12 protein-coding genes are annotated in these 14460 nt (G+C 39.5%); 4 read left to right on the forward strand and 8 right to left on the reverse strand.

What is annotated here, in order from left to right; genetic code table 11:
- Positions 1 to 429, forward strand: a 429-nt coding sequence (locus tag QL984_RS14600) for a hypothetical protein (protein WP_290172904.1), incomplete at its 5' end; no start/stop codon positions are given.
- A gap of 283 nt (positions 430 to 712) precedes the next feature.
- Here the strand turns inward: QL984_RS14600 and gap are convergent.
- The 5 genes from gap to glk all read right to left on the reverse strand — a co-directional run bounded on the left by gap (position 713) and on the right by glk (position 6612).
- Complete coding sequence (gene gap, locus QL984_RS14605) at positions 713 to 1717, reverse strand: type I glyceraldehyde-3-phosphate dehydrogenase (RefSeq protein ID WP_013464824.1); 1005 nt, start codon at positions 1715 to 1717, stop codon at positions 713 to 715.
- The gene (gene eda / locus QL984_RS14610; protein WP_013464823.1) at positions 1714 to 2346 is read right to left on the reverse strand and encodes a bifunctional 4-hydroxy-2-oxoglutarate aldolase/2-dehydro-3-deoxy-phosphogluconate aldolase; all 633 of its coding nucleotides are present in this window, start codon (positions 2344 to 2346) and stop codon (positions 1714 to 1716) included. The genes gap and eda overlap by 4 nt, the downstream gene beginning before the upstream one ends.
- Positions 2347 to 2379: 33 nt before the next feature.
- Positions 2380 to 4230, reverse strand: coding sequence for a phosphogluconate dehydratase (gene edd, locus QL984_RS14615; RefSeq protein ID WP_013464822.1), 1851 nt, complete (start codon positions 4228 to 4230; stop codon positions 2380 to 2382).
- A 340-nt stretch (positions 4231 to 4570) separates the two neighbouring features.
- Positions 4571 to 5584: a LacI family DNA-binding transcriptional regulator gene (locus QL984_RS14620; protein ID WP_008110549.1), complete on the reverse strand. Its 1014-nt coding sequence runs from the start codon at positions 5582 to 5584 to the stop codon at positions 4571 to 4573.
- Between the two features lie 29 nt (positions 5585 to 5613).
- Entirely contained in the window at positions 5614 to 6612 is a 999-nt protein-coding gene (gene glk, locus QL984_RS14625; protein WP_013464821.1) for a glucokinase, read from the reverse strand.
- A gap of 291 nt (positions 6613 to 6903) precedes the next feature.
- Here glk and QL984_RS14630 point away from each other — a divergent pair, with 291 nt between their 5' ends.
- Positions 6904 to 7920, forward strand: a complete 1017-nt coding sequence (locus tag QL984_RS14630; protein ID WP_013464820.1) for a LacI family DNA-binding transcriptional regulator — start codon at positions 6904 to 6906, stop codon at positions 7918 to 7920.
- Between the two features lie 291 nt (positions 7921 to 8211).
- Positions 8212 to 8841, forward strand: coding sequence for a trimeric intracellular cation channel family protein (locus tag QL984_RS14635; RefSeq protein WP_013464819.1), 630 nt, complete (start codon positions 8212 to 8214; stop codon positions 8839 to 8841).
- 129 nt (positions 8842 to 8970) lie between these two features.
- Here the strand turns inward: QL984_RS14635 and QL984_RS14640 are convergent, their stop codons facing one another.
- The 3 genes from QL984_RS14640 to yidC form a co-directional block, all read right to left on the reverse strand.
- Complete coding sequence (locus QL984_RS14640) at positions 8971 to 9093, reverse strand: hypothetical protein (protein WP_268745520.1); 123 nt, start codon at positions 9091 to 9093, stop codon at positions 8971 to 8973.
- Between the two features lie 109 nt (positions 9094 to 9202).
- Positions 9203 to 9628 (reverse strand): GNAT family N-acetyltransferase, encoded by a 426-nt coding sequence (locus QL984_RS14645; RefSeq protein WP_013464817.1) that lies wholly within the window; start codon positions 9626 to 9628, stop codon positions 9203 to 9205.
- Between the two features lie 27 nt (positions 9629 to 9655).
- Positions 9656 to 10306 carry a membrane protein insertase YidC gene (gene yidC, locus QL984_RS14650; protein WP_036956424.1) on the reverse strand — a complete coding sequence of 217 codons (651 nt, stop codon included), beginning with the start codon at positions 10304 to 10306 and terminating at the stop codon, positions 9656 to 9658.
- Positions 10307 to 11270: 964 nt separating this feature from the next.
- Here yidC and QL984_RS14655 point away from each other — a divergent pair.
- Entirely contained in the window at positions 11271 to 14453 is a 3183-nt protein-coding gene (locus QL984_RS14655; protein ID WP_024601777.1) for a TonB-dependent receptor, read from the forward strand.
- The last annotated feature ends 7 nt before the right edge of the window (positions 14454 to 14460 follow it).

Consider the following 14460-nt stretch of genomic DNA (forward strand, 5'->3'; position numbering starts at 1 on the left):
CACAAAGTACCTTTATATTCTGAACAAATAACTTCAGAAAAAACATCATATAATTTGAGTATTTGGCCATTAAGAGAAAATAGGCTTTTGGAAAGTGATATTGATCTTAGTAATAAACCAGTATCAATCTACAAAAGCATTTTAAATTCATATCAAAAAAACACTTTAGAAGATATGCTTTTTTATGAGACTGAAGTTATGACTGATATAAAAATATTACATGGACACCAAAGGATAATTAAAGCGGTATTTCAGCAAAGCGATACTTTCGATTTATTTTTAATTCAAATCAATAGCAACTTGAATAATTATTTTTTGAAAACAATTATATCGACAAATATCAAATCTGCGAATATATCAAAAGTTATGAATGAGTTAACCAAAATCTCAGCTCAAATTAAAAATGTTTGCGATAATAAAAATGAATAAACTACTTAATTTACTCATTTATCTATTTATATTTATTGCAATGACTTATCACTGGTTTTCATCTTCAGCTGATACTAGGCAAGCTATGTTTTATGGACTCGTAAGTGTATTTCCAATTTTAGTATGTCGAATTCTTTTTAAGATATGGAAAAAATAGCCTTATATATTTCTTTTTAGGTTTTAGCATTTATTCCTCTCAGCTTATATTTAGGTTCACGACAACAAAAAAAGCCACGCAATGCGTGGCTTGGCTGGATAAAGCTAAATTAACTACACGGAAAATTTATAAATAGGCACCCAGCGCTTTAACTTGATCTAACATGCGGTTTGAGAAACCCCATTCGTTGTCGTACCACGCCATTACTTTAACTAATTTACCATCAGCACGTGTTTGCGTTGCATCAAAAATAGATGAGGCTGGGTTATGGTTAAAGTCGATAGAAACAAGCGGCAGCTCGTTGTACTCTAAAATACCTTTCATTGGCCCTTCTGAGGCTGCTTTAACCACTTGGTTAATTTCTTCAATGCTTGTGTCACGTTTAGCAATAAACGTTAAATCAACTAACGACACATTAATTGTAGGTACACGTACCGCCATGCCATCTAATTTACCTGCCAGCTCAGGCAATACTAAACCAACCGCTTTTGCAGCGCCCGTTTTAGTTGGGATCATAGATTGAGTCGCACTACGCGCGCGGTATAAATCTGGGTGGTATACGTCGGATAAGTTTTGATCGTTGGTATAAGCGTGAATAGTAGTCATGCTACCTTGTTCAATCCCTACCGTATCGTTTATTGCTTTGGCAACTGGTGCTAAACAGTTAGTTGTACACGACGCGTTTGAGATGATATTGCTGTCAGCATTAATTACATCGCTGTTTACACCGTGCACTACGGTAGCATCCATATCTGTACCAGGTGCCGATACCACTACTTTTTTAGCACCCGCTTCAATATGCTTATTAGCCGCTTCGCGTGAAGTAAATAATCCCGTACATTCAAGTACGATATCAACGTTTAGCGCTTTCCACGGTAAGTTAGCAGGATCGCGTTCTTGCGTTAAGGTGATCACATCATCGCCAATTAACATGGTGTTGTCTTTAAGCGTTACTTGCTGTGAGAAACGACCATGTACTGAGTCAAACTGAGTCAGATGAGCATTTACATTGGCTGGGGCTAAATCGTTAATAGCCACAATTTTAATTTCATTATTTTGCGCTGATTCATACAGTGCACGTAATACATTACGACCAATTCGGCCGTAGCCATTAATTGCTACATTAATCATTTTTGACTCCTATTAACTTCACATGCTTGGCGAGCAAGCGTTTCAATAGCTTGCCAGTCTTTATTTTCAATAAGTTGCTTATCTAACATCCAGGTACCACCTACACAAATAACATTGTTAAGTGCTAAGTAATCAGGTGCGGTTGCTAAACTAATGCCACCGGTTGGACAAAAAGTAATATCAGGTAATGGGCCGCCAATAGATTTAAGCATGGCAGCACCGCCTGCAGCTTCTGCAGGAAAAAACTTTAAAAACTTAAAACCATGAGCAGCTAAGTTCATCACTTCGCTTGGGGTCGCTGCACCAGGTAAAAATGGAATAGTAGACTCTTTTGCCAGCGCTAATAACTCATCGCTAACACCTGGGCTTACCATAAAGTCAGCGCCCGCTTCTACTGATGCGTTAAAGCTTGCTTTATCAACCACAGTACCTGTACCAACATAAGCTTCGGGCACTTCTGCTTTCATTAGTTTTACAGCCTCAGCTGCAATGGGTGTACGCAGTGTAATTTCAAGTGCTTTTAGGCCACCGTTATATAACGCTCTTGCAAGTGGTGCTGCATCTTCTAATTTTTCGATTACCACCACTGGCACTACCGGTGCCGATGCTAAGATTTTTTCAATACTCATTACTTGTTCCTCATTACCCAATATGGCTAATTATTATTCAAGTCCAAAAGCACTTGCACCTAAATCGGCACTGCTTACTATGTTTCTAAATCCAGTAAATAATTCACGACCTGTACCAAACGTTTGGCTTGCTTGGCTAATTTGCGGCTCTCGTTTAGCAAGCTCTTCATCGCTAACATGCAGTTTTAAAATACCATTTGGCGCATCTAGAGTAACAATATCGCCTTCATGAATTTTAGCAATAATCCCACCTTCAACCGCTTCAGGTGCTAAATGGATTGCCGCTGGTACTTTGCCTGATGCGCCCGACATACGACCGTCGGTAACAATAGCCACTTTATAGCCCTGATCTTGTAATGTTGCCATTACCGGTGTGAGCTTATGAAGCTCAGGCATGCCTTTGGCTTTTGGCCCTTGCTCTTTAAGTACAGCAATAAAATCTTGGTTAAGTTCGCCACGGCTGTAGGCATCTTGTAACTCACCTTGTGAGCTAAATACTTTAGCCGGTGCCGACACCACTTGATGAGACTCTGCAACCGCAGAGACTTTAATAACCGCTTTACCTAAGTTACCCGTTAGTAGCTGTAAACCGCCTTGCTTACTAAATGGGTTACTTACTGGGCGAAGTACTTCTTCATCATGTGAGTTTTCTGGACACGCTACCCATTTAACTTTGCTTGGGCCGTTCGCATCACTCATAATCAAGTTATCGTCTTTATCGAGTAGTGGCTCACACATGTAAGGTGCAAGGCCTTCGCCTAAAATAGTGGTTACGTCTGTATGAAGGTAACCAGCACCTGCTAATTCACGCATTAAGAAGCCCATTCCACCGGCTGCTTGAAAGTGATTAACATCTGCAGAGCCATTAGGGTAAATACGCGTCAGTAATGGAACAACCGCTGATAAATCGGACATGTCTTTCCATGTAACTTGAATACCGGCCGCTTTAGCAATCGCCACAATATGGATTGCATGATTGGTTGAGCCACCTGTTGATAACAAGCCAACTAAGCCGTTAATAATGGTTTTTTCGCTGATCACATCCGCTAAACACGGGCCATCTTTGTTTTCAGTAAGCTGCTTAAGCATGGTTTCAACCGCATTACCGGTTAAGCCATCACGCAGTTCTGTGTATGGGTTTATAAACGAGCTACCTGGTAAGTGTAAGCCCATTATTTCCATCAGCATTTGATTTGAGTTAGCGGTACCATAAAACGTACAGGTACCCGCACTGTGGTAAGAAGCGCTTTCAGCTTCTAGTAGCTCTTCACGAGATACCAGTCCTTGTGCAAACTTTTGACGAACACGTGCTTTGTCTTTGTTTGGAATACCTGATTGCATAGGCCCTGCTGGTAAAAAATACACAGGTAAGTGACCAAATGATAAAGCACCAATTAATAGGCCTGGGACGATTTTGTCACATACGCCTAAACAAAACACACCATCAAACACGTCATGCGATAACGAAACCGCAGTAGACATAGCAATAACGTCACGAGAAAAAAGCGATAGCTCCATGCCATCACGCCCTTGCGTAACACCATCACACATCGCAGGTACACCGCCAGCAACTTGCGCGGTGGCGTCAAATTTAGTGGCAATGCTTTTAATTAAATCGGGGTATTCTTTGTAAGGCACATGTGCAGATAACATGTCGTTATATGAATTGATAATTGCAAGGTTTGGCACCTCGTCTGCTTTTAAACGCGCTTTGTCATCGCTGCTACACGCAGCCATTACATGAGCAATATTGCCACAGCCTAATCCAGCACGAACTCTTGTTTGTTTTTTTGCGTGCGAAATACGATCTAAATAGGCTTGACGGGTTTGTTTACTGCGCTCAATAACGCGTTCTGTGACTTCTTGAATTCGAGGGTGCAACATAATTTTACTCATCTCTATTCGTTAGAGGATAAAGGCTCAGTAACAATTATAGACTCCACGAAAATAACTGTACTGAGCATCTTTGACTTACCCGTTCAAAGGTACGCTACCAGGGAGCCTCTCACAACAACCCTGACACCGGTGTCAGGGTATTAACGCATGGCATTGACACCGGTGTCAACCCTGAGTCATAAAAATAGCCAATTTTTTTAACATGTACAATAAATAAACGTGAATTTTTAGTGAAATACCAGCAAGCAAATAATGAAAATTAAAAGTACAGACAAAAAAAAGCCCGAGTAAGCGTCACTCATACTCGGGCTACTGTGAAAAAAGGGTTTTATTTTACGGCTGCAGTTGACTCTCGCGTGATTAATTTAGCTTCTAAAATCACTTTATATGGCGACTCTTGCGGCTCAATAATATGGGTGATCAATTGCGTAACGGCTTGTTTTGTCATTTCTTCTACAGGTTGCGCTATGGTGGTCAGCCCAGGCCAAATGTGGCGCGCTATTGGTGCATTATCAAACCCAGCGATAGAAATATCATCAGGTACACGTAAGTTACGCTGCGTAGCTAATTTGAGCACTGCCGCTGCCATGTAGTCGTTTGATGCAAATACAGCAGTAGGACGTGGCGATAAATCTAAAATACTACGCGCACTGTCTACTCCTGAATGGTAACTAAAGTTACCCTCTTCAACTAAGCGTTCGTTAAATTCAATGCCATGAGTTGTTAATGCGCGCCTGTAACCTTTAAAACGCTGCTCAGTGGCACTGTGATCTGGGTGACCTTTAATAAACGCTATGGAGGTATGTCCAAGATTTATTAAATGCTCGGTAATTTCAAACGCCCCCTGCTCGTCATTGCTGGTCACAGAAATAGAATCATCATCTAAAATTGCAGAAGCGACTCGAGCATAAGGGATTTTTTTCGACTTTAAAAAATCTACCAACTCGCCAAAATCACAAAATGGCGGGGTTAATACTAAACCGTCAAGGCGTGATGACTGCAATAACTGCTCAATATTGTTAATGAGTGCATCGCCCCTGAGCTCACAAGGATGAATAAGCAAGTTATAGTTGTTCTCTTGGCAGGCAGCCAGTGCGCCTGTTTGCACACGGGTGATATAACTTTTACTAGGGTTATCGTAAATGCAACCAATGATAAAGCTGCGATTTTGTGCAAGGCCGCGTGCAATTGGGTTTGGGGTGTAATCTAGCTCTTTAAATACGGCTAACACTTTTTCGCGTGTAGCTGCACTGACATTAGGCTCATTATTGAGTACTCGCGATACGGTTTTTTTAGAAACACCTGCATGACTGGCAACGCTGTTTATAGTGACTTTTTTCATCTATTTATTTCCAAACCTATGCAAAGCGATTAATCCTGTTGGCTCGTATGCAAACACGCGGCAGCTCCAATTAATGGGATGTTGTCTTGTGTTACTAACGTCACCGGAATTTGACCTGTGTACTGCGACATAATACCTTTTTGCGAAAAGCGCTCAATAAAACGACTTTCAAGTAAACGAGCTTGCATGCGTGGTAAAATTCCACCGCCAATATAAAGGCCGCCTAAAGCGCCGTAGGCCAATGCTAAATCGCCCGCAACACTGCCAATCCAGTCACAAAATTGATTAAGCGTTGCATCACACACTTCACATTCACCGCTATTGGCTAAGCTGCTAATTTGTGCGGCATCTAAATTTTTTGCAGCCACCCCTTTAACCGCAGCCATGGCTTTATACAAATGAGCAATGCCAGGGCCCGAAAATACCGTTTCTACCGATACATGAGGGTGATCTTTTTTGAGTTCTTGAATAAGTTGACCGTCGAGTTGATTAACGGCTGCTAACGAAATATGCCCGCCTTCTGAACTCATCACCGCGCACGAATGTGCCGTTCTCACTAAGCACGCTGCACCAAAACCAGTGCCTGGGCCCATTACACCTATATTGGCAGACTCATCCGCTTGACCAGGTTTAACAGTGACATTTTGTGAAGGGTCTAAATACGGTGCTGCGTAGGCAAAAGCAGCAAAGTCATTTATAACGCTTAATTGAGCAAGGTCAAAGTGGTGTTTAAAATCATTAACGCTAAAGTGCCAACCTAAATTAGTTAAATGAACTTGCCCTGCATTTATAGGGCCTGCTACTGCAAGGCATGCGCGTTTAGGGGTTATATGAGACACTGTTGATAAGTAGTACTCGGTAGCACTTTCGAGCGATCCATAGTTAGCACTGGGAAACGTATGATTATGCTCAATGGTAAATTGATTACTTGATTCGTCGAAGCCAGTGATCAACGCAAAACGAGCATTTGTGCCGCCAATATCGGCAACCAGAATAGGATCAAAGTGTGTGCTAGAGTGTAAACCCATAGTGTTATCTCTTTTGTTTAAGTAATGAGTACTTATTATTTTAATGGGGTATCATTGATACTTATTTACTTTGAGCTATCACCTCAAAGCAGCTATCACTGTAAAAAAATGCTACCTTTAATAATAAAGGTAGCTAATACGTTTTGACAACAAAATGATAAAACGCCCTTATTGTGACACCGGTGTCATGAAAAAATCAATAAAAAAATGCCTTTATTGACAAATAAGCTTGAAAAAAATCACTAATAAACGAGAATATCCCCTTATTGTCCTCTTAAGTAAGTAATCGTGATGAAAGGTAAAGCCACCTCGTTTGATATAGCCCATTATGCTGGGGTGTCTCAATCTACAGTTTCCCGTGCTTTACGAAATAGTCCACTGGTAAATGACGAAACTCGAAGACGTGTTCACGATATTGCTAAAAAACTTAATTACAAAGTAGACAAAAACGCCAGTAACCTTCGCACTCAACAAAGCAGTACCCTAGCATTGCTGTTGTTTGAAGACCCGACCTCAGATGAATCACAAATCAATCCGTTTTTTTTAGCCATGCTGGGCAGTATTACCCGTGCCTGCGCAAAAGAAGGTTATGATCTACTTGTTTCATTTCAATCAGCCAGCGCTGATTGGCAAGCAGACTACGAAGACAGCCATCGAGCAGATGGAATAATCTTATTAGGCTATGGCGACTACATTGATTTTCAACCAAAATTTAATACCTTGCTTGAACAAAACACTAAATTTGTTTGCTGGGGAGCAAGCGTTGATAACCGCCCTGATTTAACCATAAGTTGCGATAATTATGGCGGTGGTAAACTTGCCGCTGAGCATTTACTGGCGCATAACCGAACTGATTGTGCATTTATTGGCGATGCCTCTGATCACAGCCCTGAGTTTTTTGCCCGTTTTAATGGCTTTAAAGACGAACTACAGCAAAACGGTGTCACCTTAAATGATCGTAAAATTGCCAATGCAATTTCTACCGAAGAATCTGGCTACCATGCTACTCGCTCTTTAATTGCTAATAACATTACTTTTAATGCACTTTTTGCTGCCAGCGATCTGATTGCTATAGGCGCAATACGGGCATTAAAAGAAGCCAATATTAACGTGCCAAAAGATGTAGCCGTAATAGGCTTTGATAATATTTCTATTGCCAGTTACATTAATCCGCCGCTGACAACCATAGAGCAAAACACCACTATAGCGGGGCAAATGTTAGTTGAAAACTTACTCAAATTAATTCGTGGTGAGCAAGTACAAAGCACCCTACTGCCCCCGCGTTTAATTGCGCGTGGCTCAAGTTAATACATTCAATAAAACCGCTTTTAAGAAGCAACAAAATTAAAGGCAACAGCGCTCTTTTACCTTAAATTAATTCAGGCTTTATTGCATTTTTACGGTCATTTGTCCTTTTTGCTTTCAATACTAAAGCCGGCGCTCTCGTTACATTAACAGGCTATTCACACCTCGCTATCACATTAGTTTTTTTAATCTGAAAGCAGCTGTTTTTAATGTAATTTTTCACTCGTCAATGCACTATTTTATCTCTACAATCGCACTTTTATTTTTGCTCTTAAAAGTTTAAGTGACTATTTCATGCTACTCACTATTGTTTACATCATCGGAATTACAGCAGAAGCCATGACCGGTGCACTCAGCGCTGGGCGCAGAAACATGGATTGGTTTGGGGTTATGCTAGTAGCCAGTGCCACAGCCATTGGGGGTGGCAGCGTACGCGATATTTTACTTGGCAATTACCCGTTAACGTGGGTTAAACACCCAGAATATTTACTGATCACATGCGTGGCGGGTATTGTAACCACTTGGTTGGCCAAATGGGTGGTTAAATTTAAAGGCATATTCATGCGTCTAGATGCCTTAGGGCTTGCAGCGTTTAGTATAATTGGCTGCCAAGTTGGGCTAAATATGGGTTTGCACTATGGAATTTGTGTTGTCGCAGCTATAGTAACAGGTGTATTTGGTGGACTGTTGCGTGATTTAATTTGTCGACAAGCGCCATTAGTACTTCATCATGAACTTTACGCAAGCGTAGCGCTTATTGTTGCTTGTTTATACTTAGCACTGCACCACTACAACATTGATGACAATATCAGCGTAGTTGCAAGTTTAGTAGTAGGCTATTTAATTCGTATGGCGTCGGTACGCTTTAAATGGCGCTTACCGACATTTAACTTATTAGAACCCGCTAACTTAAATAATGAGTAATAACAGCAGCGGTTAATGCCCATCTGCCCTAGCACTTTTAAATAGCCCGAATACTTTTCGGGCTAACAAACTAACCACAAAAAGAACTCCCACAGCAAAACACAGTATGCTCAAGGGCATAAACAAGCTTTAATGTAGAACACCATTATGATCAACATATTGATACACACTGTTTTCTATCAGCATAAAACCTGTGCCAAGCAATAAAAAGCAAACACTCAATGTGGCTGTTTTGTTTGTATAAAAGCGCATAATCTATCCATAACTATTTTATTAAATTGTCGGGATAGCAGTTTGAATGAGCGAATATTAATCTACAGTGACTGAGCAACATTGATTTTTAAAATAAAAGTCACAGTTATTAAACTAAGCTTTTAGACATATAATAAAATCTGTCGTCTTCTTTATCTATGCTGAAACCTGAACGTGTGTAAAGCTTGTGCGCAGGGCTTATTTTAAAAACCCGAAGCCTAAGTTGCATAGCACCTCGGAGCACTGCTAAACGAGCACACTCATTAATTGCTGCTGCACCAATACCCATATTTTGAAACGCAGCATCTACTTGTAAGTCACGTATATAGCAACCCTTATCATCGAAAGCCAAGCGCATTACACCCACTACATCGCCATTTACCACAATATCCCAATTTTCAAGGTTTACTATTTGTTCATATATTTTATGTTGCTGCCAATCAACGCCATACTGCTCATAATATTCACGCATGTTGGTGTAGGTTAACAATGCCGATGCCATCAAATCGGCTGTGGGCTGATAACACATATTCATTATCGTCATTCCTTTGTTTAGCGACCTTTATAAAGGATGCTGCGGCTGATGGTTTTTAAAATACTTATTTACTAATAATGACTGCAACAAGCTAGTACTACTGGATGTAGCCCAGTACAAACCAATTGCAGAAGGAAAATTAACGAGAGTAACCACACAAATAATTGCGGGAATTAGGAACAATAAGGTGCTGGTTTGTTCTGCGCTACCTGGCATCATCATCATAGATAAATATATAATAGCCCCCACTAATAACGAAATCGCAATATCAGGCTTTGCAATACTGGTAATCCAAGCAAATTTACTATTCAATACAATTTGTTGCAGAGCTTGAAAAGTTCCAAGGCCAAATACCCCTTGGCTTGCCATATTAATCACACTTTTTTTATCAATAAACTTAATGTTGTGCTTTTTATACAGCGCCATAGTTAATTTTGCGATTTCACTGGGCTGGTCTTTATAGTTGCTCTTTATGCTATCTAGCTCAGGTTTTAGTGCGGCAATTGCTTTTTTATTTCTAACCATGTTAACCATAGCAACAAGGTTAATCGGCATTAAAACTAATCGTCCAATAACGGTAAACAAAATAATTGCAACCGCTTGGCTTACGCCCACTTCTTGAGTAAAAAAGGTGATTAATTGCACAATAAAAGCAGTAAATAAATTCCAAATTTCCATTTTAGTTTTCCTTTTAATATTATGTATTAAAAGTAACTACCATGACATATTATGTCAAGATGTTTTTCGATAACTATTTTTCTACTTATGGAGTCTTCAATGGTATTTATACAATAAGACTATTTTTTATAAGTTTGAGAACTGATTGATCAGCCAATCCAGCTCCTAAAGCTTTTTAAACACCTACTGACTGTAAGGTGCAAAGATTTTATTTATCTTCGGTTAGACATTTAAAGTATTTTGATGATGATGTTTTAAGTGTTGTGTTATGACTTGTTAGTTTGAGACTTATAATTTAGTACTTTACATGTCAAATGTTTTACATCGTTGTACGTAGTACAGAAATTAAATTGGTGAGTTATGCTATGTATCTAACCTTCGACCTCCCAAAGTAATAAGTAAATCAACTCTGTGAGTTAACATTAAAATCTAAGCTTTTCGACTAGCTCTGTAAAGTTGTATATATTGATTTATAGCTTGATCTAAAATCAAGTGCCTATCAAACAAAATGAGGGCTACTTAATTGTATTTTAACTATTCTTCTTAAGAAATCACAAAGTACTTCTTTCATCTGAAGCTCTTTAATGCAATCAATTGACTCAAAAGTATAAAATTACCAATCTTTGCCTTCGGTTTATTAACTCAAATTTAAAGCCTTAATCGTAATTAGTCGTTTAAAACTGTACATTTTGAGTTTTGTAAAAAATTAAATTCTTGAAAAATTGCTTAGATTAAAACTGAGAGCATTTAATATATTACTTTTAAGCATTTCAATATGCCCCACTAATTAAATAGCAACATAATTACAACCCTGTAAAAAATAATATTTCACTATTGTAATAATAGGGACATATGTTAATAAAAAAAAGTTTACATAAATGTATATTAATTGTAAATTAGTTTTGGCTTCATTAATAAAATGTAACCTTAAAAAAGATAAAAACAATACTTAGGGAAATTCAATATGTTTAAAACCAAAACCTTATCAAATGCAATAAGATATTCTTTATTGCTTGGTTCTGTTGCTATAGCACCCAGCGTGTTTGCGCAAGATGAAAAAAAATCTGATGTAGAATTAGAAGAAGAAGCGCCAGAAAGAATTGTAGTAACTGGTTCACGAATAAGAAAAGCTGAGTTTTCTAATGCATCTCCAATTCAAATCATAAACGGTGACTTATCGCGTGAAATGGGACTGTTTGATGCGGGCTCAATGCTACAATCAACTAGCCAAGCAGCAGGTACGCAAATTGATAACACATTTGGCGGGTTTGTATTAGACAATGGTCCAGGTGCCGCAACTATAGGTTTTCGTGGCTTAGGTGCTGAAAGAACTCTCGTTTTAATTAACGGACGTCGTATGGCTCCTGCTGGTGTGGGTGGCGCTCCAACGTCACCTGATCTAAATTTAATACCAGGCGTTATGGTTGAACGAGTTGAAAACTTATTTGACGGCGCCTCTACTGTATATGGTTCTGATGCCGTAGCCGGTGTAGCAAACGTTATTTTGAAAAAAGATGTTGAAGGATTTACATTTGATGCATCGTACCGACAACCTAAAGGTGAAGGCGGTGAAGAAACCGTACTTTCAGGGATGTGGGGTACAACCATGGATAATGGTTTTATCACTGTAGGTGTAGAATATTCAGAGCAGCAATCACAATCTTTATCTGGAAACCCTTTTGTTAAAGGCTGTGAAGAACGTATATGGGAAGCTGAAGATGGCTCAATCATTACTAGAAATAGTGGTTATGGTCCTGTTGCTAGCGGTGAAGATTCATGTGATATTTTCCCTCTTACAAATCGTATTAGTGTCCCATCGTTCTTTGGTAGTGTTTATTACACCCCAGGTTTTACAAACACAGGGATTCCTAACTTCAGTGAATCAACAGTTCCTGCGAGTCTTGAAGGGTTTTTCCCATCATGGGTTGCAGGTGACTTTGATGGTGATGGTATTAATGATGGTGTATTTGTTGACGGAGATGGTGACGGTTTCCGTGATGTTGACTTTCAAAACCCTCTATATGCTTTCCAACAGTCTGATTACTACAAAAGCGGTGATTACAGAAGCAAAAATGAACGCGTATCATTAATGCTTAATGGTGAGTATAACTTCCAAGATGATAATGATACAACCTTCTATTACGAAGGTTTATATGCAAAACGTGAGTCTCCAATATTTAGCCCTGGAGCTCAGATATTTCAACAAGTTGCAGCATCTAACCCATATAACCCTTGTGGCGTTAACGGAATAGATTGTTTTGGTGTTCTAGGTGTAGGCCCTGGTGGTCCAGAAGCTGTACAGCCAATTATTAATATTCGTGGCGACCGTGATCAAACACAGGTAGAAGTATCGCAATATCGTCTCGTATCGGGTGTTACTGGTAACTTAGGCATGTTTGAAAACATTGGCTTAAATAACTGGTATTATGATGCATCAGCATCTTATAGTGCTTCGAAAGGAACCGACCATCGTGTTGGTATCAACGAAGAGCGTCTTATTTACTCTTTAGAAACATCAGTACTTAATGACGATGGGACAATTACCTGTGGAACAGGTTCAGATGGCTGTGTGCCAGTTAACTTATTTGCTGATAGTATCTTCCAAGAAGGTGGTGGTACATTATCACCAGAGGAAGCTGCTTACTTATTTATCGATCGTGATATCGAAACAAAAGTAAATCAGTTTGTCTTTAATGCATTTATGGGTGGAGACTTCTTCAATTTACCTTGGAATAATGAGACCGTAGCCGGCATCGTTGGTGTTGAATTCCGTCGTGACGAAATTGAATCAAATCCAAATGCAGCAACTGCTGAAGGCTTGCTTTGGGGTTACTTTGCTGACCAAGGCGCTGATGGCTCTCGAAATCTTAAAGAAATCTTCACAGAGTTTGAATTTCCATTACTTAAAGGTGTTAAAGGTGCAGAAGAACTTACATTCACCGCTTCAGGCCGTGTTTCTGAAGAATCTTTTTATGATGCAGAATCAACATACAGCATAAAAACAATCTACCGTCCTGTTGAATGGTTTACGCTTCGAGCAACAAAAGGGACTTCTTATAGAGCTCCAAACCTTCGTGAACGCTTTTTAAATGGTACATCGGGCTTTAATACAATTGCAGATCCTTGTGTTGTACCTGAAGATGCACGAAATATTGATCCATTAAACCCTGGTTCAGCAGCAACATATAATGCAGCCGAAGAAACTCGCGACACATCTGTCTTGAATGCGTGTCAAGCATCTGGTGTTGATCCTACATCATTAGGTTTAGGCCAAAATGGTACAGACTCTTACACTGCAACTTACAGTGCAGAAATAGAAACAGGTGGCACAACAGAACTTACGCCAGAAACATCCGTTGCAAAAACGTATGGTCTAATCTTTGAACAACCATTTTCTGAAGAGTTTGATTTAACATTCTCACTTACTCGTTTTGATATTGAAGTTACAAATAGCATAGCAGAGCCAAGTGCTGGTTATAGTATCGGTCAATGTTACTCTGCCGACGGAAACGAAGCATTCTGTAATAGAATTGGCCGAGATTCTAACGGTCAGATTGATATGGTTGATGCTAGCTTTATTAATATTGGCTTAATTTCTTCTAAAGGCTTTGATTACAATGTTTACTTTGAAACGGACACTGTAATAGCAGAAGAAAACTTAGGTATTACATTAGACTTACAAGCTACGCGCATGACTGAACAAGTATACGATGTACTCGGTACTATAGATGATAATATGGGCGAGCCTGACTCACCTGAGTGGCGTGGTTCTGCTCGTCTTCAACTTAAGTATTCTGATTTTAGATTTAACTGGGAAACTCGCTTCATTGGAAAAGGCCGCGAAGATGAAGATGACTTAGGTGAATTTGAAGAAGGTACTGCTGGTTGTCGTGGCTTAACCGATGCAAACGGAGATGCACTTAAGTGTCGTCCTGTAGGCTTTACCGATGACTATTTTGTTCACAATGTGGGCTTAACATGGTCTAACGATGCTTATAAAGTTAATTTTGGTGTTCGCAACGTATTTAATGAGGCTCCACCAAAAGTAGATCCAAGTGGTTCTTTCTCTAATACTAATATCCCATTAGGTGTTGGTTATGACACTTCAGGCCGAAGCCCTTATATTAGCTTCACAGCTTCATTCTAATACAAGT

This window comes from Pseudoalteromonas sp. APC 3495, from assembly GCF_030407645.1.
In the GTDB taxonomy this organism is placed as follows: domain Bacteria; phylum Pseudomonadota; class Gammaproteobacteria; order Enterobacterales; family Alteromonadaceae; genus Pseudoalteromonas; species Pseudoalteromonas tetraodonis.

Coding starts and splice junctions, on each gene's coding strand:
- QL984_RS14640 (WP_268745520.1), bottom strand. CDS start 9,093: ATGCGCTTTTATACAAACAAAACAGCCACATTGAGTGTTTGCTTTTTA.
- QL984_RS14620 (WP_008110549.1), bottom strand. CDS start 5,584: ATGAAAAAAGTCACTATAAACAGCGTTGCCAGTCATGCAGGTGTTTCT.
- yidC (WP_036956424.1), bottom strand. CDS start 10,306: ATGGAAATTTGGAATTTATTTACTGCTTTTATTGTGCAATTAATCACC.
- QL984_RS14645 (WP_013464817.1), bottom strand. CDS start 9,628: ATGAATATGTGTTATCAGCCCACAGCCGATTTGATGGCATCGGCATTG.
- edd (WP_013464822.1), bottom strand. CDS start 4,230: ATGTTGCACCCTCGAATTCAAGAAGTCACAGAACGCGTTATTGAGCGC.
- QL984_RS14635 (WP_013464819.1), top strand. CDS start 8,212: ATGCTACTCACTATTGTTTACATCATCGGAATTACAGCAGAAGCCATG.
- eda (WP_013464823.1), bottom strand. CDS start 2,346: ATGAGTATTGAAAAAATCTTAGCATCGGCACCGGTAGTGCCAGTGGTG.
- glk (WP_013464821.1), bottom strand. CDS start 6,612: ATGGGTTTACACTCTAGCACACACTTTGATCCTATTCTGGTTGCCGAT.
- QL984_RS14630 (WP_013464820.1), top strand. CDS start 6,904: ATGAAAGGTAAAGCCACCTCGTTTGATATAGCCCATTATGCTGGGGTG.
- QL984_RS14655 (WP_024601777.1), top strand. CDS start 11,271: ATGTTTAAAACCAAAACCTTATCAAATGCAATAAGATATTCTTTATTG.
- gap (WP_013464824.1), bottom strand. CDS start 1,717: ATGATTAATGTAGCAATTAATGGCTACGGCCGAATTGGTCGTAATGTA.